This window comes from Streptomyces poonensis, from assembly GCF_014650915.1.
GTDB lineage: Bacteria > Actinomycetota > Actinomycetes > Streptomycetales > Streptomycetaceae > Streptomyces > Streptomyces poonensis.
The window spans coordinates 363,190-387,400 of sequence record NZ_BMVW01000006.1; the positions used below are offsets into that span (position 1 = coordinate 363,190).

The window sequence follows — 24,211 nt, forward strand, 5'->3', positions numbered from 1 at the left end:
TCGCGCGGGCCGGCCGGCCCGCCGTTCCCGCCGGCCGGCCGCGTCAGTCCGTGGCGGGGGCCGGGCTGTCCGCGGTGCCCACCGCCTTGCTGAACTCGTTGTGCGTGCGCGACTGCTCCTCGAAGCGGTCCGCCGTCCAGTGGTAGGTGATCACCTCCTCGCTGGAGGGGTACGACACCGGGTCGTCCTTCTCGTACAGCTGCTGGGTGACCACCAGATCACCCCGGTCGATCTCCGCGTACACCGGGGGTTCCTCCGCCCGGAAGACGTTGCGGTACTCGCCGCCGCGCTTCCGGTACACGTACGAGCCCACGCCGACGGCGTCGCCGCACGTCATCACGTTCACCAGGATGTCGTTCGCGGTCCCCCCGGTCAGATCGCCGTACGACACGTCGACCGGGTACTCGTCGGCGACACACGGCTTGAGATCCTGTTTGACCGCCTTGCTGACCTCGGGGTCCGCCTTGACCATCGCGATCACCTCGGTCACGCTGCGGCGGGTCTCGGTGGGTGAGGCGGAGGGCGAGGCGGAGGACGAGGCCGAGGACGAGGCCGAGGACGAGGGAGTGGCCGAGGGCGTGGCGCCGCCCGGCCGCCGGTCGCTGAGCGCCGGTCCCTCGTCGCGGGCGCCGGTGCCGCCTGTGCCGCAGGCGGAGGCGAAAAGCCCGAGGGCGGCGATCCCGGCCACCGCCGTGCTCGCCGCCTTCACCGCCTGCAGGGGCCGGGTACTCAGGCCGCGCAACGCTCCCGCTCCTTAACCGGTCCGAGCACGCGGACACCGCGTTCGTCGCGTGCGCCGTGCTCGCCGCGTTCCTCGCTCTCCCGGCGCTCCAGCTCCTCGCGGAGCCGGGCCAGCGCCCGGTGCAGCGTGCTCTTGACCGTTCCCGACGACATGCCGAGGGCGGCGGCCGTCTCCTCCGTGGACATCTGCTCCCAGTGTCGCAGCACGACGACGCTGCGCTGTTTCGGAGCGAGCACTTTCAGGACGTCCATCAGCAGCGCGCGGTCCGCGTGCTGCTCGGTGGAGTCGTCGACGGTCGCGTCCGGGAGCTGCTCGGTGGGGACCTCCTCCAGCTTCCGGGCACGCCACCACTCGGTCCGAGTGTTGATCATGACGCGGCGCAGATAGGCGTCCGCGAGCCGCTTGTCCGCGATGCCCTCCCAGCGGCCGTACGTACGGGCGAGCGCGGTCTGCAGCAGGTCCTGGGCGTCGACCGGGTCCGGGACCAGCCGGCGGGCGCTGCGCAGCAGCGCGTCCTGCCGGGTGCGGACGTACTCCTCGAACTCGAGCACCTCGCCCTGCGCCATTCCAACCGCCTCCGTTCCCCGTCGGTACGGCACCGAAGCTACGGAGGTGTTGTCACGAGGCTGTGCGGGGCAGCCCGCGGAAAGCGCGCGGCTGTCCGTCGGTTGTGTAACGGAAGTAGGAGCCGGGTAAAGGCGGGTGCCCTTTGGGGCGGATATAGCGGGATTAGTCGGGCGGAGTCTGTGCCGTGGCGTAGAGGCTGCTGTGACGTATGTGTCAGCCGTCAGGTCAGTGGCAGGCGGTACAGGCCTCCCGGCAGGGGCTCCACCAGACCGTCGGAGACCAGGCCGTCCAGAGCGCGGGCGCGCTGCACCGGCTCGTCCCAGACGCGGTCGAGCACCGCCTGCGGCACGGGGGCGACGGCTTCGCGCAGGACGGCGAGGAGCTTGCCGCGGACCTGGCGGTCCGTGCCCGCGTACGTCTGCCCGCGGCGGGCGGGCCCGTCGTGCGCGGGCTTCCCGGCGAGGTGCCAGGAGCACCGGTCGGCGATCGGGCAGCGGTGACACGTCTCGTTCTTCGCCGTGCAGACCAGGGCGCCGAGCTCCATGGAGGCGGCGGCCCACCGGGAGGCGGTGCGCTCGTCCTCGGGCAGCAGGGCGCGGGCGAGCCTGCGCTCGGCGGCGGTGGTGGCGTTGGGCGGGTACTGCACGCCGGTCACCGCGCGGGCGAGGACGCGGCGCACGTTGGTGTCGAGGACGGCGTGCCGCTGCCCGTACGCGAAGGAGGCGACCGCGGCGGCCGTGTACTCGCCGATCCCGGGCAGCGCGAGGAGCTGAGCGTGGTCGGTCGGCACGTCGCCGCCGTGCCGTTCCGTTATGGCGACCGCGGCGCCGTGCAGGCGCAGTGCCCGGCGGGGGTAGCCGAGCCGTCCCCAGGCGCGCACCGCCTCGCCCGGGGGCTCCTTGGCCAGGTCGGCCGGGCGGGGCCAGCGGGCCAGCCACTGCTCGTACACGGGCAGGACACGGCTGACCGGGGTCTGCTGCAACATGAACTCGCTGACCATCACCCCCCACGGGCCGGCCTCCGGCCGCCGCCACGGCAGATCGCGGGCGTGCTCGTCGAACCAGGCGATGACGGGTTCGTGCAGGACGCCTCCGGAAGGGGCCGGGGGCGTTGCGGAGGCGGACGCAGCGGCAGACGCAGCGGCGGACGCGGTGGTGGTGACGGCGGTGGCGGGGACGGTGACGGGGATGGCCGGCGGGGCGGAGACGGCCGACGTGACGGGGGCGGCGGCGCTCGGGGTGTGCGGGGTGTGCGGGGTTGCAGTCATGGCACCGTCGATCCTGCCATGCGGGAGTGGGCGCACGCGGTTATCGGAGGTGGCGGGTCGGGACCGGGGCCGCCGGGATGATGATCCGGAGAAAGTTCGATGCCGGGGCGGCGGGTGGGGCGGGGGAACGCGTCGATCTCTCGTACAGTTTGCGCCGTGGGATCTCTGCGCAATCCGGTCGGGCCGCTTCCCTCCTCCATCTACTGGCGACGGAGGGCCGTACTGCTGTCCGTCGTCGCCCTGTTGGCGCTCCTGGCGGCCTGGGTCCTCACCCGCGGCGGCGGAGACACGGGCAGCAACGCGAACGGGTCCAACGGCAAGAATCCCCTGCCCTCGATCACGGCCGGACCGTCCGGTTCGGGTCCTGCGATCAGTGAAGCCCCGGGCGGCCGCGACGAGTCGGGCGGTGGCGGCTCGTCCGGTTCGGGGGACGGCTCGGACGAGGGCGCGGACGAGGGCGCGGACGGCGGGTCGGCCAGCGGATCGGACGGTGGTTCCGGTGACGGCTCCGGGGACTCCGCAGGTTCCGGGTCCGCCAGTGGTTCCGGGGGCGGTGGCGCCGGCTCGGGCGGCGAGGTCGGTGGCGGCACCGGGCAGCGGCTCCCGGCCGGGTCCGGTCTGCCCGACTGCACCACCGGCGATGTCGAGTTGACCCTCCGCAGTGTCCGGAACACCTATGAGCCCGGCGACAAGCCCACCTTCGAACTGATCGCGAAGAACACCTCCGGCAACGACTGCAAGGTCGACCTCGGTCCGAAGAAGGCCGTGTTGACGATCACGCAGGCGGACGCCGACGACGATCTGTGGTCCTCGGTCGACTGCCCCGAGGGCGCCGGCAGCGTCCTGTTCCGCGTGCCCGCCGAGAGCGGCATCACCCGCACCATCGAGTGGGACCGCAAGCCCAGCGAGCCCAACTGCGCGACCCCCTCCGCGCGTTCGGCGCCCGCGGGCACGTACCTGGTGGAGATCAAGGCGCCGGGCCTGGGCAATGACCGGACGTCCTTCGTGCTGGAGAAGGACTAGGAAGGACCAGGACCAGGACCAGGACCGGGGCCGGCAAGTGGCAGAAGGGGTCAAAAGGGGCCGGAAGGAATCCGAAGACCGGTCCGTCCCGCGCCCCAGCCGTCGGCCGGCTACACGTACCGCTCGAGGATCGACGACTCCGCCAGCCGCGACAGCCCCTCGCGTACGCTCCGGGCGCGAGCCTCACCGACGCCGTCCACGGTCTGGAGGTCGTCGACGCTCGCCGCGAGCAGCTTCTGCAGGCCGCCGAAGTGCTCCACCAGCCGGTCGATGATCGCGCCCGGCAGCCGCGGCACCTTCGCCAGCAGCCGGAAGCCGCGCGGGGACACCGCGGAGTCGAGCGCCTCGGGCGAGCCGGTGTAGCCCAGCGCCCGGGCCACCGTGGACAGTTCGAGCAGCTCGGCCTGGGGGAGCGCGTCCAGTTCGGCGAGCGCCTCGTCGACGGTGCGGGAACGCTTGGCCGTCGGCTCGGGCACGTAGTCGCGGACGACCAGCTCGCGCTCCGGCTCCACCCCGGCGATCAGCTCGTCGAGCTGGAGGGCGAGCAGCCGGCCGTCCGTGCCCAGCTCCACCACGTACTCGGCGATCTCGGTCGCGATCCGCCGCACCATCTCCAGGCGCTGCGCCACCGCCGACACGTCGCGGACGGTCACCAGGTCCTCGATCTCCAGCGCGGAGAGCGTGCCCGCCACCTCGTCGAGGCGGAGCTTGTACCGCTCCAGGGTGGCAAGGGCCTGGTTGGCGCGGGAGAGGATCGCCGCCGAGTCCTCCAGCACGCGGCGCTGGCCGCCGACGTACAGCGCGATCAGGCGCATGGACTGGGAGACGGAGACGACCGGGAAGCGCACCTGTTTGCTGACGCGGTCCGCCGTGCGGTGCCGGGTGCCGGTCTCCTCGGTGGGGATCGTCGGGTCGGGCACGAGCTGCACACCGGCCCGCAGGATCTTGGACCCGTCGGTGGACAGGACGATGCCGCCGTCGAGCTTGCACAGCTCACGCAGCCGGGTCGCGGTGAACTCCACGTCCAGTACGAACCCGCCCGTGCACAGGGACTCGACCGTCTTGTCGGAGCCGAGCACGATGAGCCCGCCGGTGTTGCCGCGGAGCACCCGCTCCAGGCCGTCGCGCAGCGCCGTACCCGGTGCCACGGCGCTCAGAGAGGCGCGCATCAGGCCATCGGCACCGGCACTCCCACCGGACTTTCCGGGAGCTGCTGCCCGGTCGTTGGCTGCCACTGCACTCCTCCGGTCGCAGGTTCTGGGGCGCTCCCGCTTTCGCACACTCGGTTCGTACGGACGGGCGAGACCTGGGCAAAGTCTACCGGCGGTCCTCCGCCTCCCGTGGGGCCTCTCGGCGACGCGAACGCGGCAGGACCCTCAGCGCGTCGCCCATGTCGGCCACTTCCAGCACCTTCATCCCCGGCGGGATCTTCCCGGGATCGGACGGGACCAGGGCGTGCGTGAAGCCCAGGCGGTGTGCCTCGGCGAGCCTGCGCTGCACGCCCGTGACCCGGCGGACCTCGCCGGCGAGCCCCACCTCGCCGATCGCCACCAGGTTCTTGGGCAGGGGGGTGTCGCTCGCGGCCGACGCCAGCGCGAGGGCGACCGCGAGGTCCGCGGCGGGCTCCGACAGCCGTACGCCGCCGACGGTCGCCGAGTAGATGTCCCGCTTGCCGAGTGCCGTGATCCGCCCGCGCTGCTCCAGCACCGCCAGCATCATCGAGACGCGGGAGGTCTCCAGGCCCGAGGTGGTACGGCGCGGGGAGGGGATCTGGGAGTCGACGGTGAGCGCCTGCACCTCGGCCACCAGCGGGCGGCGGCCCTCCAGGGTGACCGTCAGACAGGTGCCCGGCACGGGCTCGTCGCGGCGGGTCAGGAACAGGCCGCTGGGGTCGGCCAGGCCCGTGATGCCCTCGTCGTGCAGCTCGAAGCAGCCGACCTCGTCCGTCGCCCCGTACCGGTTCTTGACGCCCCGTACGAGCCTGAGGCGCGCGTGGCGGTCGCCCTCGAAGTGGAGGACGACGTCCACGAGGTGTTCGAGCAGGCGCGGTCCGGCGATGGCACCGTCCTTGGTGACGTGGCCCACGAGGAGGGTGGCCATGCCGCGTTCCTTGGAGGCGCGGATCAGGGCGCCGGCCACCTCGCGGACCTGGGCCATGCCGCCCGGAGCGCCGTCGATCTCCGGGGAGGCGACGGTCTGCACCGAGTCGAGGATCAGCAGGGAGGGCTTGACCGCGTCCAAGTGGCCGAGCACGGCGGACAGGTCGGTCTCCGCGGCGAGGTACAGATGGTCGTCGATGGCGTTGATGCGGTCCGCGCGCAGGCGCACCTGGCTCGCCGACTCCTCACCGGTGACGTACAGCGTGCGGTGCTCGGAGCTCGCCGCCTTGGCCGCCACGTCCAGCAGCAGCGTGGACTTGCCGACGCCGGGCTCGCCCGCGAGGAGCACGACCGCTCCGGGGACGAGGCCGCCGCCGAGGACGCGGTCCAGCTCGGGCACGCCGGTGGAGCGCGCGGTGGCCTGGCGCCCGTCGACCTGGCCGATCGGCAGCGCGGACGAGGTGACGCGGCCCGGTGCCGTCGTCCGGACGGCGGGCGCGCCATACTCCTCGACGGTCCCCCATGCCTGGCACTCGGGGCAGCGGCCGAGCCACTTGGCCGTCTGCCAGCCGCACTCGGTGCAGCGGTAGGACGGCCGGTCCTTGGTGGTCTTCGTACGGGCAGCCATGCACGAAACCGTATCCGGCCCCACTGACAGCTGGCCTCCGCCCCGATGGCTTCGGCCTACGCGGTACACGGCGGCCGTCCGTGGACGATTCCTGTCTGTTCCCGTCCGAACTGGACATCATTCCTTCGTACCGGCCACGGAACCCCAGCTTCCTGTCCTCTTATGAGGGATCGTTTCACCCGTATGGATTAAAAGTGGGCAACGGGGAGGAAGGGGTCGTCGTGCGCCGCCTACGGTCGCACGGGTGATGACCACCAGCCCGGAGACCTCGCCCCGCACCACCGGCGCACAACAGGCGCACCGGAAGACACACGACCGGGAGGCGCAGGACCGGGCGGCCGCGCAACCGTCGGCGCGACGCCCGGCGGCGCAGCGCCCGCCCACGCGCTACGACCCCTACCTCGACGGTCTGTTCACCTACTGCCTGTCCGTGCTGTGCGATCACGACACGGCGATCGCGGCGCTGGCCGGCGCGCTCCGTCTCGCCGAGCGCCGCCGCGGTCCCGTCGCCCCGGACGACCGCCGCCCCCGGCTGTACGCGCTGGCCCGCTGGGCGTGTCTGCGTGAACTGGCCGGCACGGCCCCGAAGAGACTGAAACGCCGGGGCGCGCCCGCCTCCGGCCGTCCCGGAACCGGCGAACGGCGCGCCCCCGACCCCACGCCCGCCGTCCCCCCGGAGACCCAGGCGCGGCGGCGGCGCGAGCTCGCCCGGCTGGCCTGGCCGGAGGCCGCCGGTACGACACCCGGACAGCGCGAGGCGCTCGAACTCGCCGTGCGCCACCAGCTCACCGCCCACGAGATCGCCGCCGTCCTCCGCACGACGCCCGCCTCCGCGCGCGAGCTGCTGGCCTCCGCCGCCTGCGAGGTGGAACGCACCCGCGCGGCCCTCGCCGTCGTGGAGAGCGGCACCTGCCCCGGTGTCTCCCGGCTCACCCACGACCACCGGCTCATCCTCAGCACCACCCTGCGCCGCGAACTGGTCCGTCACGTCGACGACTGCCCCCGCTGCCGCCGTACCGCCGAACACGTCACCCCGGGACGGTGGCCCGGCACCAGCGTCACGCCTGCCGCGCTGCCTCTCGTCGATGCCCCGCGCGCGGCCCTGCGCACGGCGATGGATCAGCTCACGCGCGCGCGGTGCGGCTCTCCGCGTCTCGACCGGCGCGGTTTCCCCATGGACTTCAATGACCGTGCCGCCCGCCGTGGCCGGCTGCGCACGCGTGCCGTCACGACGACCGTCGTCGCCACCGTCGTCGCGGCGCCCGTCCTCGCCGCCTGGGCCGCCTTCCGGGACGCCCCCTCCGTCGGCGACGGCGCCGACGGCCGCGCGGTCACCGTGCGCGAGGCACACGACGCGGACGGAGCGGACGGAGCCGGCGACGGTGCGGGCGGTACGGGTGGCACGGCCGGCCACGAGCACGCCGACAGCGCCGGCACCGGGCCCGGCCGCACCGGGAAGGACGCGGACGCCTCCGGCGTCGTCTCCACGGTCCCCGGCCCGGGCGCCGGAGAACTCGCCGTGGAAGCGGCCGGCGACGGCGACACCACGCTCATCACCCTGACGGCGTCGGGGCACGCACCGGTCGCCTGGTCCGCGCGGACCGACGCCCACTGGCTCTACTTCAGCCGCTCCTCGGGAACCCTCGCGCCCGGCGCATCGGTGACGATCAAGGTGCACGTCGACCGGCTGCGGGAGCCCGCGGGCCACTGGAGGGCCCAGGTGTCGGTCGCGCCCGCGGGAGCCGTCGTCTCCATCGAGGGCTACGGACCCACCGCCGGGCCGAGCGACCCACGGCCGGACGACGCGCGGCCGAGCGACCCACGACCGGCCTCTCCCGGCCCGCGCCCCGGCTCGACGGCACCGGGCACCCCGCCGTCCACGCCCGCCCCCGAACCCGCGCCCGGCGCCCCGGGCTCCTCCGCCCCGGCACCGACGCCCTCGTCCCCGGCCACCGCGACAACCACGGGCCCCGGCGGACCGGGGCCGCAGACGGGCGGCAACGACAGTCCCGACGGCTCGGAGCGGGCGGACGGCTAGGGCGGACGGTCAGGGCTGAGGACCAGGCCCGATCAGGCCCGATCAGCGTGCCGGATCGGTCGGTTCTGATGATCCCGCTGATCCCGCTGATCCCGCTGATCCCGCTGATCCCGCTGATCCCGCCGGTTACGCCGGTTCCGCTGGTTACACCGGGTTCGTCGGGTCCGCCGGATGCGGTGCCAGCAGCGGCAGCTGCGACGCCAGGCGCTCCTCGCACAGTTCGACCAGCCGGTCGTACCCGGCCTTGCCCATCAGCTCGATCAGCTCCGGCCGGTAGGAGACGTACACCGGCTCGCCCGCGCCGTGCGCCGAGGTCGCCGACGTGCACCACCAGTGCAGGTCGTGGCCGCCCGGACCCCAGCCCCGCCGGTCGTACTCACCGATGGAGACCTGGAGCACGCGTGTGTCGTCGGGGCGGTCGATCCACTCGTACGTGCGCCGGACCGGCAGCTGCCAGCAGACGTCCGGCTTGGTCTCCAGGGGCTCGCGGCCCTCCCGCAGCGCCAGGATGTGCAGCGAACAGCCTGCGCCACCGGCGAAACCGGGCCGGTTCTGGAAGATGCACGACCCCTTGTACGGGCGGGTCTGGCGCTCGCCGTCCTCGTCCTCCGAGACCCAGCCGGACCGGGTGCCCACGTCGTGGAACTGCCAGATCTCCGGAGTGAGCCGCGCCACATGTCCGGCGACCCGCTTCTCGTCGTCCTCGTCCGAGAAATGGGCACCCAGAGTGCAGCAGCCGTCGTCCGCGCGGCCGGCCTGGATGCCCTGGCAGCCGCTGCCGAAGACACAGTTCCAGCGGGAGGTCAGCCATGTCAGATCGCAGCGGAAGACCTGCTCGTCGTCCGCCGGATCAGGGAACTCCACCCACGCGCGCGCGAAGTCGAGCCCCTTCTCATCGGGCTCCGGAGAACGTTTCGCCGGCTTCGCGCGCCCCGTCGCCTCCGCTCCAGCCTCCGCACCAGACCCCGTCCGCGTCCCCGCCTGCGCCTGCGAAGAACGCACGGCGTATTTGGCGTCCTTCGTCGCCTTCGCGGACTTCGCCGCCTTTTCGTCCTTCGCCTTTTTCGTCTTTGGCACCCGTCCAGGGTAGGGCGCCCGGTACTGCTTCCGTGCCTGGTGGCGTACGTACAAGCAGTAGCGTTCCGTACATGAGACTCGGTGTCCTCGATGTGGGTTCGAACACGGTGCATCTGCTGGTGGTGGACGCACACCCGGGCGCACGCCCCCTTCCCGCGTACTCGTACAAGGTGGAGCTGCGGCTCGCCCAGCTCCTCGACGAGGACGGGGCGATAACCGAGCGGGGGGTCGAGAGGCTGGTCGGGGTCGTCCAGGAGGCCCTGCAGGCCGCCGAGGACAAGGGCGTCGAGGATCTGCTGCCGTTCGCGACGTCCGCCGTTCGGGAGGCCGGCAACGCCGACGACGTCCTCGCGCGCGTGCGGGCCGAGACGGGCGTCGAGCTCCAGGTGCTCACCGGCGAGGAGGAGGCCCGGCTCACGTTCCTGGCCGTGCGCCGCTGGTTCGGCTGGTCGGCCGGGAAGCTGCTCGTGCTCGACATCGGCGGCGGCTCCCTGGAGATCGCGTACGGCATGGACGAGGAGCCGGACACCGCGGTGTCGCTGCCGCTGGGCGCGGGCCGGCTGACGGCGGGCTGGCTTCCGGGGGACCCGCCGGACCCGGCCGACGTGAAGGCGCTCCGCCGCCATGTACGCACCGAGATCGCCCGCACTGTGGGGGAGTTCAAGCGGTTCGGCGCCCCCGACCATGTGGTCGCCACCTCGAAGACCTTCAAACAGCTCGCCCGGCTCGCCGGTGCCGCGCGCTCCACCGAGGGCCTCTACGTCCAGCGCGAGCTCAAGCGGGAGTCCCTGGAGGGCTGGGTCCCGCGGCTCGCCGGGATGACCGTCGCCGAGCGCACCGAACTGTCCGGGGTGTCCGTGGCCCGCGCGGGCCAGCTCCTCGCGGGGGCCCTGGTCGCCGAGGGCGCCATGGACCTCTTCGGCGTGGAAGCCCTGGAGATCTGCCCCTGGGCCCTGCGCGAGGGCGTGATCCTGCGCAGCCTGGACCACATGCCGGTGATGTGAGCGGTGCCGGTGATGTGAGGGATGCCGGTGATGTGAGCGCCAGGGGCTCGGCGCGGGGCGGGTGGGCTCGGGGCGGGGTGGGGCGGGGTACGGCGGGGGTGTGCGGCGGCACGGCGGCACGTCCCGCCCCCGGGGCATCTCCCGCCGACGGCGTGATGCCCCGGGCGGCGGGGGCACGCACCATGCGCCGACGGCGTGCCTCCGGCCCTCTACCACCTGCTGTCGGCGTGACATCCACCACCCGGGAACGGCGGGCCGCAGCCGCTCCCGCGTCCGTATGCCCGGGTCAGCCGACGGCCGCCCCCGCACCCTCACGCCGGTGCCACAGCAACCGGCTCCCGGTGCGCAGCGCGGCCCCGTACCCTGTCCCTCGTGGCAGAACCAGCGGTGCGCATCCCGGACGCGAAGGTCGCGCTGTCGACGGCCTCCGTCTATCCGGAGTCGACGGCGACGGCCTTCGAGATCGCCGCGCGCCTCGGTTACGACGGGGTCGAGGTCATGGTGTGGACCGACCCGGTGAGCCAGGACATCGAGGCGCTGCGCAGACTCTCCGACTATCACCAGATCCCCGTCCTGGCCGTCCACGCCCCCTGTCTGCTGATCACTCAGCGCGTGTGGTCCACGGACCCCTGGGTCAAGCTCCAGCGCGCCCGGGCCGCCGCCGAGAAGCTCGGCGCGAGCACCGTCGTCGTCCATCCCCCCTTCCGCTGGCAGCGCCAGTACGCGCGTGACTTCGTCACGGGAATCTGGCGGATGGCGGACGAGACCGATGTGCGATTCGCCGTCGAGAACATGTACCCCTGGCGCTACCGCGACCGCGAGATGCTCGCGTACGCGCCCGACTGGGATGTCACGAAGGACGACTACCGTCACTTCACGATCGATCTCAGCCACACCGCGACCGCCCGTACGGACGCCATACAGATGGTGGACCGCATGGGCGACCGCCTCGGCCACCTCCACCTCGCCGACGGCAACGGCTCCAACAAGGACGAGCACCTGGTCCCGGGCCGCGGCACCCAGCCCTGCGCGGAGGTGTTGGAGCGCCTCGCCCTGAGCGGCTTCGACGGCCATGTCGTCATCGAGGTCAACACCCGTCGCGCGATGTCCAGTGCCGAACGCGAGGCCGACCTCGCGGAGGCCCTGGCTTTCACCCGGCTGCACCTCGCGTCCTCCGCCGCCTCCGCCGCCTCCGCGGCCTCGGCGTCTTCCGCCTCCTCCGCATCCTCCGCGGCGAAGGCGCCCCGGACGTGACCGAGGCCACTCCCCGGCGCAGGGGACGGCCGCCCCGTGCACAGTCGGCCGACCTCCCGGCCGCCCGCGACCGCATCCTCGACGCCGCCCGCGAGGTGTTCTCCGAGCGCGGCTACGACAAGACGTCCGTACGCGGCATCGCCAAGGCCGCCGGTGTCGACCCGGCGCTCGTGCACCACTACTTCGGCAGCAAGGAACAGGTCTTCGAAGCGGCCGTCTCGGTCACCTTCGCACCCGCCATGGACGCCCCGAAGGCGATCGAGGAGGGTCCCCTGGACGGTGTCGGCGAACGCCTGACCCGCTTCGTCCTCGGCGTCTGGGAGGACCCGGTGACCCGTACGCCGCTGCTCGCGGTCGTCCGGTCCGCCGTGAACAACGAGACCGCGGCCGCCGTCTTCCGCCGCATCATCGCCACGCACGTGCTGCGCCGCATCGTCGCCCGGCTGGCGGTCCCGGACGCCGAACTACGCGCGGAACTCGCCGCCGCCCAGCTCGTGGGCATGGTCATGCTGCGGCATGTCATCAAGGTTGAGCCGCTGGCGTCGGCGGACCCGGAGAAGATCATCGCGCGGGTGGCGCCGGTGGTGCAGGGACATCTGACGAGTCCGTGAGCGGGGCCGGTCACGCAGGTCACGCGGGTCACACAGGTCACGCGGGGTCAAGCCGCTGCCTGCGCTGTCCGGCCGGAACACCGCCCCCGCTCCACCGAGACGTACATCCCGCATACCGGACCATCTGTCCGCCCACTGGATGACCGGCGTACGCTCGAAGCAGTCCGATCGACCGGCCGCAGAGCCGGTCCGCCCCGAAGGAGCGAGCGACGATGCCCGAGCTGAGGTCCCGCACAGTCACCCACGGCCGCAACATGGCGGGCGCCCGCGCCCTTATGCGGGCCTCCGGTGTACCGGGCGAGGACATCGGCCGCAAGCCGATCATCGCCATCGCGAACTCCTTCACCGAGTTCGTGCCGGGCCACACCCACCTCCAGCCCGTCGGCAGGATCGTCAGCGAGGCGGTCAAACAGGCGGGCGGTATCCCGCGCGAGTTCAACACGATCGCCGTCGACGACGGCATCGCGATGGGCCACGGCGGCATGCTCTACTCGCTGCCGTCCCGCGACCTGATCGCCGACAGCGTCGAGTACATGGTCGAGGCCCACTGCGCCGACGCCCTGGTCTGCATCTCCAACTGCGACAAGATCACCCCGGGCATGCTGATGGCGGCGCTCCGCCTGAACATCCCGACCGTCTTCGTCTCCGGCGGCCCGATGGAGTCCGGCCGCGCCACCCTCGTCGACGGGACGGTCCGTACGCTCGACCTGGTCGACGCGATCTCCGACGCCGTGAACGACAACATCTCGGACGAGGACATCCTCCGTATCGAGGAGAACGCCTGTCCGACCTGCGGCAGCTGCTCCGGCATGTTCACCGCCAACTCGATGAACTGCCTGACCGAGGCGATCGGCCTCTCCCTCCCCGGCAACGGCTCGGTGCTCGCCACGCACACGGCCCGCCGGGCGCTGTACGAGAACGCGGCGCGCACGGTCATGGACATCACCCGCCGCTACTACGAGCAGGACGACGACACGGTCCTGCCCCGCAACATCGCCACCTTCGCGGCCTTCGAGAACGCGATGGCACTGGACATCGCGATGGGCGGCTCCACCAACACGATCCTGCACCTGCTGGCCGCCGCCCAGGAGGCGGGCGTCCCGTTCGGCCTGGCGGAGATCGACGCGGTGTCGCGCCGCGTGCCCTGCCTGGCGAAGGTCGCCCCGAACGTCACCAAGCGGGGCACGTACTACATGGAGGACGTGCACCGCGCCGGCGGTATCCCCGCCCTGCTGGGCGAGCTGTACCGGGCCGGTCTCCTCAACGAGGACGTGAACTCCGTCCACAGCCCGTCCCTCTCCGACTGGCTGAAGACGTGGGACGTGCGTGGCGGCTCCCCGTCCCCCGAGGCGGTCGAGCTCTGGCACGCGGCCCCCGGCTGCGTCCGCTCCGCCGAGGCCTTCTCCCAGTCCGAGCGCTGGGAGACCCTCGACACCGACGCCGAGAACGGCTGCATCCGCTCCGCCGAGCACGCCTACTCCAAGGACGGCGGCCTCGCGGTCCTCAAGGGCAACCTGGCCGTGGACGGCTGCGTCGTGAAGACGGCCGGCGTCGACGAGTCGATCTGGACGTTCGAGGGCCCGGCGGTGGTCTGCGAGTCGCAGGAGGAGGCCGTCGAGAAGATCCTCAACAAGCGGATCACCCACGGCGACGTCGTCGTCATCCGCTACGAGGGCCCCAAGGGCGGCCCCGGCATGCAGGAGATGCTCCACCCGACGTCCTTCCTCAAGGGCCGCGGCCTGGGCAAGACCTGCGCGCTGGTCACCGACGGCCGCTTCTCCGGCGGCACCTCCGGCCTCTCCATCGGCCACGCCTCCCCCGAGGCGGCCTCCGGCGGCACGATCGCCCTGGTCGAGGACGGTGACCGCATCCGCATCGACATCCCGGGCCGCTCGATCGAGCTGCTGGTGGACGACGCGGAGCTGGCCCGCCGAGAGCAGGCCCTGAACGGCGCGTACGCCCCGAAGAACCGTGACCGCAAGGTCTCCGCCGCCCTGCGCGCCTACGCCGCGATGGCGACGAGCGCCGACAAGGGCGCGGTGCGGGACGTGACGAAGCTGGGCTGAGCCGACTCGCTGACGCAGGACGTTCCCTTACGCATCACGGGTCACGGGGCACGGGACACGGGGCACGGGGCACGGGTCACGCATCACGCATCACGGAATACGGAATCACGGCCGGGGGCCGCTGCCGACGACGACACCGTCTGTCGGCAGCGGCCCCCGGCCGAGTCCGTCCGCCGGTTCCCGGTTCCGCTACCAGCCCGCCGGTTCCCCCGCGCCCACCGCGAACAGCGACCCGTCCGGAGCCCCGGCGTACACCTTTTCCCCGGCCGCGACCGGCGGCGGCAACGAGGAGACCATCGACTCCGAGTCCTCGGCGAGGCGCGGCTTCGTCTGGCCCAGCAGCCTGCCCCGGGCGGTGTCGATGGCGAGAAGCCGTCCGTCGGCGGCGGTGAAGTACAACCGCTGCCCGGCCACGACGGGCGGTGAGGCGAAGCTGACGGATGTCTCCAGCCGCCACAGCTGCCCCCGCCCACCGGCCCGGGTGTCGACGGCGACCAACGAGCCACCGTCCGCCGTCAGGTAGACCGTCTCGTCGTGGACGACGGCCAGCGCGCCGGGAAGCCCGAAGCGCAGTTCGAACCGCCGGACGGTGCGGCTCGCGACGTCGTACCGCACGACGGCGTTCGCGTACGAGTCCGTGTCGGTCGAGGTGAACCAGAGCGTGCCGTCGCGGGCGCCCACCAGGCCCAGCGCCCCGTCCAGCCGTCGCTGCCAGCGTGTGTCGCCCGTCTGCGGGTCCACAGCGGTCACCCGTGTCCCGTCGGTCCCGGACGGGTTCACCGCGTACGCGAGCCCGTCACCGTACGACCGGAAGCTCGGCGACGGCAGCCCCGGGAACGCGCGTCGCCACTTCTCCTCGCCGGTGGCCGCGTCCAGGGCGGTGACCGTCGAGTCGACGCCGCTGAGCAGGACGACTCCGCCCACGTGGGAGACGGGGCCGTCGGACTCCGCCAGGTCACGGCTCCAGCGGGTGCGGCCGGTCGCCGGATCGAGCACGGTGAGCCGTCGGCCGTCCCCGCTCACGACGTGCAGAAGCCCGCCCGAGAGCGTGGGTGCGTCTGGAATCCAGTCGTCCCTCGGCGCCTCGCTCCGTGACCACAGGACCTCGCCGTCGTCCGGGTCCACGGCCGCGGCCAGGACTCCGGGCCGGGAGCAGTAGAGCGCCTGGGGCGTGTACGAGCACCAGGGCATGCCGGTGGCCTCGGCGCCGTGCGCGCCCAGGGTGACGTCCCACGGCCGGAAGGCGCTTCCCGGCGGCTTCCCCTCCCGGGAGTCCGCGGGGGAGTCGGCGCTCGGGTGGAGGACGAAGACCCCGGCGACGGCTGTGAGCACGGCGAGGACGGCGGCGGGAACCCACACCCGACGGGCACGGGCCCTCGTGAGAGACCGGGGACGCTTGCCGGTGGCGGAGGATCCCCCGCCGGTGGCCGAGGAGCTGAGGACAGGCCTTTCAGCGGAATCGTCACTGCGGCCGCCGTCTCCGTCTCCGTCTCCGCCTTCGTCTCCGCCGACACCGTCGGCCGGCAGTCCGCGCGATCGCCGCCGAGCGTGATGGGTGACATCTGACCGGCCGGATCCCGCGGACGGCGCCCAGTCCGTAGCTTCGTCGGCACCCTGCTGCCCGGGTATGAACGTCTGGGTCTCGTACGAGGCCCGCACCGACCTCAGCTCCGCCATCAGCTCGTCAGGGGTGGGCCGCTCCTCGGGCTCCTTCGCCAGACAGCGCGCGACCAGCCCGGACAACTCCTCGGGCACGCCTGTCAAGTCCGGCTCGTCATGAACGACCTGATATGCCACCAGATACGGACTGTCGGAGTCGAAGGGCCCGCTGCCGGTCGCCGCGTGCACGATGACGGACCCGAGAGCGAAGACGTCGGCGGCCGGCCCCACCTCCCGTGGCCTGCGGAACTGCTCCGGCGCCATGAACGGAGGCGTGCCGATCAGCTTGCCGGTCTCGGTGCGCAGTTCGCTGTCGGAGGGCCGGGAGATCCCGAAATCGATGACTTTGGGACCGTCCTCGGCCAGCAGTACGTTGCTGGGCTTGAGATCGCGGTGCACCACGCCGGCCCGGTGGATGTCCCGCAGGGCCTCGGCGAGTCCCGCCATCAGCTGCCGCAGCCGCGCCGGAGGCAGCGAACCGTTCCGCTTCACATGCTGGGCGAGGGTCGGGCCGGGGATGAAGAGGGTCGCCATCCAGGGGCGCCGGGCCTCGGGGTCGGCGTCGACCACGGGGGCGGTGAAAGCACCGCTGACCCGCCGTGCGGCCGCCACCTCCTGCCTGAACCGCCCCCTGAACTCGGGGTCCTCGGCGAAGTCGGCGTGCACGACCTTGACCGCCAGCCGTAGCCCGGACGTCGACCGCGCCAGATGTACGACTCCCATGCCGCCGGAGCCGAGCTCCGCCTCCAGCAGGTACTGACCGGCGTATCGCGGAGACTCCGCTTCCGATTCCGAACCGGCGCTGCGCTGTGGCGGCATCCTCACCCCCGTGTGTTCGGCCGCGTGCGCGTCGCGCAGAGCCTAGTCGATGCCGCGTACGAAACCCCGGTGGCTTGCTAGCCTCGGCGCATCACGTGTGATTGGCGTGAACTATTCAACGGGGCAACGGGGAAAACGGGGAGGCCGCCATGGCCATGGACAACATCGACATCTCGGGTACGAGGGACGACGCGACCGCGACCGAGACCACGACCACAACCGAGACCACCACCGTGGCCGATATGACGGCTGCGACCGACACGACGGCTGCGGAAGAAGCGACCGCCACCGTCCAGGCGGCAGTCCGCCTGTACGCGGTGGCACCGGGCGTGCGCCTCAACGTCCGCAGCGGACCGGGCACGCAGTACGGCGTCGTGCGCACCCTGCCCGAGGGCGCGAGCGTGTCGATCCGCTGCCAGCGACCCGGCACGACCGTCAGTGGCCCGTACGGCACGACGAACATCTGGGACAACATCGCCGGCGGCCAGTTCGTCTCCGACGCGTACGTGTACACGGGCGCCGACGGTTACGTGGCGCCGCGCTGCTCCTAGTACCGGGACCGTGAGGGCGGGGGCCGGGCGGACCGGAGCGATAATCGCCGGGTGAGCGACGAGCAGAACGGCACCCCGGCGGCCCGGACCACGGGCCCCCAGCCCGAACCCATCCGTTTCTTCGGGACGACCTGGCTGAACCACGACGACGGCTACCGGCTGCGCCGCGTGGCCGTCTCCGCCGGTTCGCTCGCCGCGGTCGCCGTCACCTGCCTGGTGCTCCGCTTCGCCTACGAGGGCCTGCAGATCGGAGCGGTGGGCGGCTTCGTCTCCCTCCTGGTCGTCGTCATGTTCGCGGTGTGCAGCGCGCTCGCCTTCGGCCACACCTGGGGCGGCTACGGCAAGCGCCCCGACCCCGAACGCCAGGCTTCGCTGCGCGGACTGCTCACCATCGGCTTCCTCGGCTCCCTTCTCGCCTACTTCTTCCGCTCCCTCACCGAGGCCCCGGGCGAGAAACTGCACCGCGAGGAGTACGAGAAGGCCCGCACCCAGTACGAGCGCCGCACGAACCGCCGTACCGGCAACCCCTCCCGCCGCCGTCCGTAGCAGTCACCCCTCGTCGTCGGCGTGAGCACTCGCCTTGACGCCGCACACCTCCAGGAGCACTGTTCATCACATGATGAATAACTCCCCGAGTCCACCGCACCCCCCAGACCCACCGCACCCCCCAGACCCCCCGGACGCCGCGGACCCCCCGGACCCACCGGCCGCCGTGGACCCGCCGGACGCCCCAGACCCCTCGGCCGCCGCGGACCCGCCAGACACCGCGAATCCCCCGACCGCCACCCCGACCGCCACACCGACCGCCACCCCGGCCGTCCGAGCTCGAGACCTCACTGTCGTCCGCGGCTCCCGCACGGTCCTGCGCTCTCTGGACTTCACCGTCCCGCGCGGCCGGATCACCGGCCTCCTCGGTCCCTCGGGATGCGGCAAGTCGACCCTGATGCGCGCGATCGTCGGCACCCAGGCCAAGGTCACGGGAACCCTGGACATCCTCGGCCACCCGGCGGGCACCGCCCGTCTCCGCTCGTGCATCGGCTACGTCACCCAGGCACCCTCGGTCTACGACGACCTCACCGTGCGCCAGAACCTCGACTACTTCGCCGAGATCCTCGACCCCGGCCGCGGCCGCACGGCCACCGCCCGCCGGGCCGCGAACGTCACCCGCGCCATCGACGACGTCGCCCTCACCACCCACGCCGACGCCCTCGCCGGCAACCTCTCCGGCGGCCAGCGCAGCCGCGTCTCCCTCGCGGTCGCCCTCCTCGGTACGCCCGATCTCCTGGTCCTCGACGAGCCGACCGTCGGCCTCGACCCCGTCCTCCGCCGCGACCTGTGGCACCTCTTCCACCGCATCGCCGCCGACCGGGGCGCCACGCTGCTCGTCTCCTCCCACGTCATGGACGAGGCCGAGCGCTGCCACCACCTCCTCCTGATGCGCGGAGGCCGGCTCCTCGCCGACGACACCCCGGACGCCCTGCGCGCCCGTACCGGAGCGGAGACGGTCGAAGCCGCGTTCCTGCGCCTGGTCGACGAGGCGACCGCGGCGGACACTCCCGGAAGGGAGACGGCAAGAGGGGGCTCCTCATGACCACGCACGCGACCAGCCACCCGCCCACGCTCGAGACCGGGCACGTGCCCGCGCGCGAGACCGGGCACGTGCCCGCGCGAACGATCAGTTACTCCCGTACGACGGCGACGGCCACCCGGGTCCTGCGCCAGCTGGCCCACGACCCCCGCACCATCGCGCTGATGCTGCTGGTCCCGTGCGTGATGCTGATCCTGCTCCGCTACGTCTTCGACGGCAGCCCGCGCACCTTCGACTCCATCGGTGCCTCGCTGCTCGGCATCTTCCCGCTGATCACGATGTTCCTGGTGACGTCGATCGCCACCCTCCGCGAACGCACCTCGGGCACGCTCGAACGCCTCCTCGCCCTGCCCCTCGGCAAGGCCGACCTCATCGCGGGCTACGCCCTCGCCTTCGGCGCCCTGGCGGTCGTCCAGTCCGCGCTGGCCACGGGACTGGCGCTGTGGTTCCTGGACCTGGACGTCATGGGGTCCCCGTGGCTGCTCCTCGTGGTCGCCCTCCTGGACGCCCTGCTCGGCACCGCCCTCGGCCTCTTCGTCTCGGCCTTCGCCGCCTCGGAGTTCCAGGCCGTCCAGTTCATGCCGGCCGTGATCTTCCCCCAGCTCCTCCTCTGCGGCCTCTTCACCCCGCGCCCCGACATGCACCCCGTCCTGGAGGCGATCTCGAACGTCCTCCCGATGTCGTACGCCGTCGACGGCATGAACGAGGTGCTCCACCACACCGAGATGACGGCCGGCTTCGTACGCGACGCCCTGATCGTGGCGGCCTGTGCCCTGCTGGTCCTCGCCCTCGGAGCGGCCACACTCCGCCGCAGAACCTCCTGACCGTGACCGACGACCGGTCACTCCCCCCACCGGACGCCCCCACCCGGCCCGACATCCCGCCCGACATCCCGCCCACCGGACAGCTCACCCCCGCCGGCAGCCCGGGTGCGAGGATGCCCCCAGGACGACGCACTCCCGGAGGGCACCCGCACCATGACCCAGAAAGTCGCAGTCCTCGGCACCGGAAAGATCGGCGAGGCCCTGCTCAGCGGCATGATCCGAGCCGGCTGGGCACCCGGGGACCTCCTGGTCACCGCCCGCCGCCCCGAGCGGGCCGAAGAACTCCGCACCCGCTACGGAGTCACCCCGGTCACCAACGCCGAGGCCGCCAAGACCGCCGACACCCTCATCCTCACGGTCAAGCCTCAGGACATGGCCGCCCTCCTCGACGAACTCGCCCCGCACACCCCCGCCGACCGCCTGGTCATCAGCGGCGCCGCGGGCATCCCCACCGCCTTCTTCGAGGAGCGCCTCGCCCAGGGCACCCCCGTCGTGAGGGTCATGACGAACACCCCCGCCCTCGTCGACGAGGCGATGTCCGTCATCTCCGCCGGCACCCACGCCACCGCCGACCACCTCGCCCACGCAGAGGAGATCTTCGGCGCCGTCGGCAAGACGCTCCGCGTCCCCGAGACCCAGCAGGACGCCTGCACGGCCCTGTCCGGCTCGGGCCCGGCGTACTTCTTCTACCTGGTCGAGGCGATGACCGACGCGGGCATACTCCTCGGCCTGCCCCGCGACAAGGCCCACGACCTCATCGTCCAGTCCGCCATCGGCGCGGCCACCATGCTCCGCGACAGCGGAGAGCACCCCGTCCGGCTCCGCGAGAACGTCACGTCCCCCGCGGGCACCACCATCAGCGCCATCCGCGAACTGGAGAACCACGGCGTACGGGCCGCCCTCATCGCGGCCCTGGAGGCCGCCCGCGACCGCAGCCGCGAACTGGCCTCCGGCAAGAAGGACTGACCCCGCCCGGCAACGCACTCCCGGGGGCGGCAGCTCACCCCGCCGCGGTCACGACCTCCTCCGTCGTCACCACGCGCGCGAAGCCGCCCCCGTGCAGGGACACCGCCGAGGCCCGCGCGAGCTCCTCCGCGCTCCGCCGCCAGCCGAACGGCCCGGCCAGATCGAAGGTGTACGTCGCGTCGTACGCGACCAGCACGTCGTACCCGAGATTCCCGCCCATCCGCGCGGTCGTCTCCACACACATGTTCGTCTGGATCCCCGCCACGACGATCTGCCCGATCCCCTGAGCCCGCAGCCAGGCACCCAGATCCGGCGTGCCGAGGAAGGCCGAGTTCACGGTCTTGGTGAGGAACAGCTCCGGACCGGCGCCCTTCCCGCGCCGCTGCTCCACGTACTCCTTGAGCTCATTGCCGGCGTATCCGGGCCGCAGCGGCGACTGGGGCTTCGGCGAGTCGTGCCGTACGAACACCACCGGCCGCCCCATCGCCTGCCACACGTCGATGAGCGCCGCGATGTTGTCGTCGGCCTCCGGATTGTTCCGCGGTCCCCAGAAGCCGGACTCCTCGAAGCCCTTCTGCACATCCACGACGACCAGCGCGGCGTCCCGCGCGACCTCGACGCCCCCCGCGGTCTTTCCAACCTCTGCGACGGTCTTCGCGACCTCTGCGACGTCCACGGTCTCTGCGGCTTCCACGGTCCCCGCGACACCTGTGTTCTTGTTCTCCATGCCGACGATCCTGCCGCCGCCGGCCCCACCACCCCAGAGGGGGAAAAGTCAGCGATCGATGGTTTACTGCCAGCCGTGGAAAGCTCCGGCCCGCAGGACACCCGCCACGACACCCGCCGCCCGTACCGCGACGCCGGCCGCCCGTACCGCGTCGCCCTCCTCGCCTTCCCCGGCATCCGGGCCTTCGACGTCTCCGTCATCACCGAGGTCTGGGGCACCGACCGCACCGACCGCGGCGCCCCCGCCTTCGACCTGCGCCGTGTCGCCGCCGACCGCGCCACCCCGGTCCCGATGCGCGGCGGCCTCACACTCCTCCCCGACCGCACCCTCACCTGGCTGCCCCGGGCCGACCTGATCCTGGTCCCCGGCCTCGACGACCACCTCACACCCGCCCCAGCGCCCGCCCTCGACGCCCTCCGCCGTGCCCATGCCCGGGGCACCCCCATCGCGGCCCTCTGCGGCGGCGCCTTCACCCTCGCCCAGGCCGGCCTGCTCGACGGCCGCCGCGCCATCACCCACTGGAACCTCGTCGACCTCCTGCGCGCCCACCACCCCCGCGTCACCGTCGTCCCCGACGCCCTGTTCATCGAGGACGACAACATCTGGACCGCGGCCGGCACCGCGGCCGGCATCGATCTCTGCCTCCACCTCGTCCGACGTGCCCACGGAGCCGAGGCCGCGGCCACCATCGCCCGCTCGATGGTCACCGCGCCCTTCCGCACCGGCACCCAGGCACAGTTCATCGAGCACCCCACCCCGCGCGCGGACCGCGACGCCGACGCCCTCGCCGCCGTCCGCGAGCACGCACTGCGCCACCTCCACGAACCGTTGACCGTCGCCGACCTGGCCGCCCACGCCGGTATGTCCCCGCGCTCCTTCGCCCGCCACTTCACCGCGGCGACCGGGACCACCCCGCTCCGCTGGCTTCTCGACCAGCGCGTCGCGGCGGCCCAGAAACTCCTCGAACGCACCGACCTCCCCATGCCCGAGGTCGCCCGCCGCGCGGGGTTCGGCAGCGAGGTCACAATGCGCCAGCACTTCGCAGCGCGCCTCGCCACCAGCCCCCGCGCCTACCGAGCGGCGTTCGGCACAGGCCCGGACACCGACACCGACACCGACACCGACACCTACGCGGACACGGGCGCGCTCACGGGCGGCAGCAGCCCGATCGCCCGATAGGCGGCGTCCACCATCGGCCGGGCCATGCCCCGTGCCTTCTCCGCACCGTCCCGCAGCACCCCTTCCACATACGCGGAATCGGCGCACAGCTCACGGTGCCTCTCCTGTACGGGCCTGAGCAGCTCGACCACGGCCTCCGCGGTGTCCTTCTTCAGAGCGCCGTACGACGCGTACCCACCGCTCAACTTCTCCGGGTCCGCACCCGAGCACGCCGCGAGGATCTCCAGCAGGTTGGCCACCCCCGGCCGCGACTCCCGGTCGTACACGACGTCCTGCCCGCTGTCCGTCACGGCCCGCATGATCTTCTTCCGCACGACATCGGGCTCATCCAGCAGATAGACGATCCCGGGCCCGGAGTCGTCGGACTTCCCCATCTTCGCCGTGGGCTCCTGCAGGTTCATGACCCGGGCCGCCACCGGCGGCAGCGTGGCCTTCGGCACCACGAACGTCTGCCCGTACCGATGGTTGAACCGCACGGCCAGATCCCGCGCGAGCTCCACATGCTGTGCCTGGTCGTCCCCCACCGGCACCTCGGCGGTCCCGTACGCGAGGATGTCCGCAGCCATGAGCACGGGATACGTCAGCAGCGACAGCCGCACACTCCCGCCCCGCTCCCGCTCCCGCGCCGCCTTCTCCTTGTACTGGATCATGCGCCGCATCTCCCCGTCCGTGGCCACGCACTCCAGCACGTACGACAGGCGCGCGTGCTCGTCGACATGACTCTGTACGAAGAGGGTGCACAGGTCCGGGTCGAGCCCGGAGGCCAGCAGCAACGTCGCCGACTGCCGACTCAGCCGGCGCACCCGCGCCGGATCGTGGTCCACGGTCAGCGCGTGCAGATCGACGACGCAGAACAGCGCGTCGGCCCGGTGCTGGTCCACCGTGGCCCACTGGCGCATGGCCCCCAGATAGTTCCCCAGCGTCAGATGCCCGGTCGGCTTGATACCGCTGAAGACCCGTGTCATCTCGTTCTCTCCATCTCTCCGGTGCCCCGCTGTCCGGGTGCTCCGATCGGTCGGAGCCGCCGTGCCCGTCGGCCGGCTCCTCCAGGAGGGAGAAACAAGAACGGCCGCCAAGCGGCGGCCGTCGAGTGCGTACGTGACCAGGCCGCCGTCAGGCGGCCCACCACAGCTGGGTGCACATACGCTTCGTCATCACGTCATCCAGCGTACGCCCCGGGAGTGTCTTCTGGACCGGGGTTGACACGCCGTAGCCCCATCCGTATTGTTCTCCGAGTTGTCCGACGTGAGCGCCGACTCCGGTCGGTCCCCGGACAGCCATTCCGCAGGTACCACCCACTCTCGACGATCAGTCGATCTGTCGTCGCGTCATTGGCGTGGGCATTTGCGAAATGAGGAATCCGCGTTCGAAAGGACGCAGCCCCGATTAGCTCGGGAGCCGGGAATCCGCTAAAGTCTCACCAGTCGGAACGGCCCAACGGCCGGGAAGACGACTCCCGCTGACTGGGAATCAGGCCCGAAAGGATCTGATAGAGTCGGAACCGCCGGAAAGGGAAACGCGA

Annotated in this window: 21 protein-coding genes; 12 read left to right on the forward strand and 9 right to left on the reverse strand. The window is 72.3% G+C overall.

Translation table 11 applies throughout. The features are described 5' to 3' along the window. Positions 1-43: 43 nt before the first annotated feature. The 3 genes from IE242_RS18530 to IE242_RS18540 all read right to left on the reverse strand — a co-directional run bounded on the left by IE242_RS18530 (position 44) and on the right by IE242_RS18540 (position 2,576). Positions 44-742, reverse strand: coding sequence for a hypothetical protein (locus IE242_RS18530; RefSeq protein ID WP_189860574.1), 699 nt, complete (start codon positions 740-742; stop codon positions 44-46). Further along, positions 730-1,308, reverse strand: coding sequence for a SigE family RNA polymerase sigma factor (locus IE242_RS18535; RefSeq protein WP_189860576.1), 579 nt, complete (start codon positions 1,306-1,308; stop codon positions 730-732). Before IE242_RS18535 ends, IE242_RS18530 begins: the two co-directional genes overlap by 13 nt. Before the next feature lie 221 nt (positions 1,309-1,529). Continuing rightward, positions 1,530-2,576 (reverse strand): HhH-GPD family protein, encoded by a 1,047-nt coding sequence (locus tag IE242_RS18540; protein WP_229859083.1) that lies wholly within the window; start codon positions 2,574-2,576, stop codon positions 1,530-1,532. A 156-nt stretch (positions 2,577-2,732) separates the two neighbouring features. On the opposite strand from IE242_RS18540, the gene IE242_RS18545 reads away from it, so the two are divergent. After that, positions 2,733-3,599, forward strand: coding sequence for a hypothetical protein (locus IE242_RS18545; RefSeq protein ID WP_189860578.1), 867 nt, complete (start codon positions 2,733-2,735; stop codon positions 3,597-3,599). A gap of 110 nt (positions 3,600-3,709) precedes the next feature. Here the strand turns inward: IE242_RS18545 and disA are convergent, their stop codons facing one another. After that, positions 3,710-4,834 carry a DNA integrity scanning diadenylate cyclase DisA gene (disA, locus tag IE242_RS18550; protein WP_189860580.1) on the reverse strand — a complete coding sequence of 375 codons (1,125 nt, stop codon included), beginning with the start codon at positions 4,832-4,834 and terminating at the stop codon, positions 3,710-3,712. A gap of 82 nt (positions 4,835-4,916) precedes the next feature. Then, complete coding sequence (gene radA / locus IE242_RS18555) at positions 4,917-6,326, reverse strand: DNA repair protein RadA (RefSeq protein ID WP_189860582.1); 1,410 nt, start codon at positions 6,324-6,326, stop codon at positions 4,917-4,919. 247 nt (positions 6,327-6,573) lie between these two features. On the opposite strand from radA, the gene IE242_RS18560 reads away from it, so the two are divergent. Beyond that, the gene (locus IE242_RS18560; protein WP_229859084.1) at positions 6,574-8,364 is read left to right on the forward strand and encodes a BACON domain-containing protein; all 1,791 of its coding nucleotides are present in this window, start codon (positions 6,574-6,576) and stop codon (positions 8,362-8,364) included. A 144-nt stretch (positions 8,365-8,508) separates the two neighbouring features. Here IE242_RS18560 and IE242_RS18565 read toward each other — a convergent pair whose 3' ends face one another. Further along, positions 8,509-9,441 carry a DUF3109 family protein gene (locus IE242_RS18565; protein ID WP_189860585.1) on the reverse strand — a complete coding sequence of 311 codons (933 nt, stop codon included), beginning with the start codon at positions 9,439-9,441 and terminating at the stop codon, positions 8,509-8,511. Positions 9,442-9,512: 71 nt separating this feature from the next. On the opposite strand from IE242_RS18565, the gene IE242_RS18570 reads away from it, so the two are divergent. The 4 genes from IE242_RS18570 to ilvD all read left to right on the forward strand — a co-directional run bounded on the left by IE242_RS18570 (position 9,513) and on the right by ilvD (position 14,376). Continuing rightward, positions 9,513-10,445 (forward strand): Ppx/GppA family phosphatase, encoded by a 933-nt coding sequence (locus IE242_RS18570; RefSeq protein WP_189860587.1) that lies wholly within the window; start codon positions 9,513-9,515, stop codon positions 10,443-10,445. A 372-nt stretch (positions 10,446-10,817) separates the two neighbouring features. Then, complete coding sequence (locus tag IE242_RS18575) at positions 10,818-11,699, forward strand: sugar phosphate isomerase/epimerase family protein (protein ID WP_189860589.1); 882 nt, start codon at positions 10,818-10,820, stop codon at positions 11,697-11,699. Continuing rightward, positions 11,696-12,310 carry a TetR/AcrR family transcriptional regulator gene (locus IE242_RS18580; protein WP_189860591.1) on the forward strand — a complete coding sequence of 205 codons (615 nt, stop codon included), beginning with the start codon at positions 11,696-11,698 and terminating at the stop codon, positions 12,308-12,310. The genes IE242_RS18575 and IE242_RS18580 overlap by 4 nt, the downstream gene beginning before the upstream one ends. 212 nt (positions 12,311-12,522) lie before the next feature. Next, the gene (gene ilvD, locus IE242_RS18585; RefSeq protein ID WP_189860593.1) at positions 12,523-14,376 is read left to right on the forward strand and encodes a dihydroxy-acid dehydratase; all 1,854 of its coding nucleotides are present in this window, start codon (positions 12,523-12,525) and stop codon (positions 14,374-14,376) included. A gap of 189 nt (positions 14,377-14,565) precedes the next feature. Here ilvD and IE242_RS18590 read toward each other — a convergent pair whose 3' ends face one another. After that, a complete protein-coding gene (locus IE242_RS18590) occupies positions 14,566-16,854 on the reverse strand; it encodes a serine/threonine-protein kinase (RefSeq protein ID WP_189860595.1) in 2,289 nt (762 codons plus the stop codon). 242 nt (positions 16,855-17,096) lie between these two features. Here IE242_RS18590 and IE242_RS18595 point away from each other — a divergent pair, with 242 nt between their 5' ends. The 5 genes from IE242_RS18595 (at position 17,097) to proC (ending at position 20,783) form a co-directional block, all read left to right on the forward strand. Further along, positions 17,097-17,405, forward strand: coding sequence for an SH3 domain-containing protein (locus IE242_RS18595; RefSeq protein ID WP_229859120.1), 309 nt, complete (start codon positions 17,097-17,099; stop codon positions 17,403-17,405). 51 nt (positions 17,406-17,456) lie between these two features. Then, positions 17,457-17,951, forward strand: a complete 495-nt coding sequence (locus IE242_RS18600; RefSeq protein ID WP_189860597.1) for an EamA/RhaT family transporter — start codon at positions 17,457-17,459, stop codon at positions 17,949-17,951. 166 nt (positions 17,952-18,117) lie between these two features. Next, entirely contained in the window at positions 18,118-18,996 is an 879-nt protein-coding gene (locus IE242_RS18605) for an ABC transporter ATP-binding protein (RefSeq protein ID WP_189860599.1), read from the forward strand. Next, entirely contained in the window at positions 18,993-19,817 is an 825-nt protein-coding gene (locus IE242_RS18610; RefSeq protein WP_229859086.1) for an ABC transporter permease, read from the forward strand. Before IE242_RS18605 ends, IE242_RS18610 begins: the two co-directional genes overlap by 4 nt. Before the next feature lie 153 nt (positions 19,818-19,970). Continuing rightward, positions 19,971-20,783, forward strand: a complete 813-nt coding sequence (gene proC / locus IE242_RS18615) for a pyrroline-5-carboxylate reductase (protein WP_189860601.1) — start codon at positions 19,971-19,973, stop codon at positions 20,781-20,783. Positions 20,784-20,817: 34 nt separating this feature from the next. On the opposite strand, the gene IE242_RS18620 is transcribed toward proC, so the two are convergent. Next, positions 20,818-21,510, reverse strand: a complete 693-nt coding sequence (locus tag IE242_RS18620) for a cysteine hydrolase family protein (protein ID WP_189860603.1) — start codon at positions 21,508-21,510, stop codon at positions 20,818-20,820. 174 nt (positions 21,511-21,684) lie between these two features. Here IE242_RS18620 and IE242_RS18625 point away from each other — a divergent pair, with 174 nt between their 5' ends. Continuing rightward, positions 21,685-22,689, forward strand: a complete 1,005-nt coding sequence (locus IE242_RS18625) for a GlxA family transcriptional regulator (protein ID WP_189860683.1) — start codon at positions 21,685-21,687, stop codon at positions 22,687-22,689. Here the strand turns inward: IE242_RS18625 and trpS are convergent. Next, positions 22,638-23,654: a tryptophan--tRNA ligase gene (trpS, locus tag IE242_RS18630; protein WP_189860605.1), complete on the reverse strand. Its 1,017-nt coding sequence runs from the start codon at positions 23,652-23,654 to the stop codon at positions 22,638-22,640. The genes IE242_RS18625 and trpS overlap by 52 nt on opposite strands. Positions 23,655-24,211: the final 557 nt, after the last annotated feature.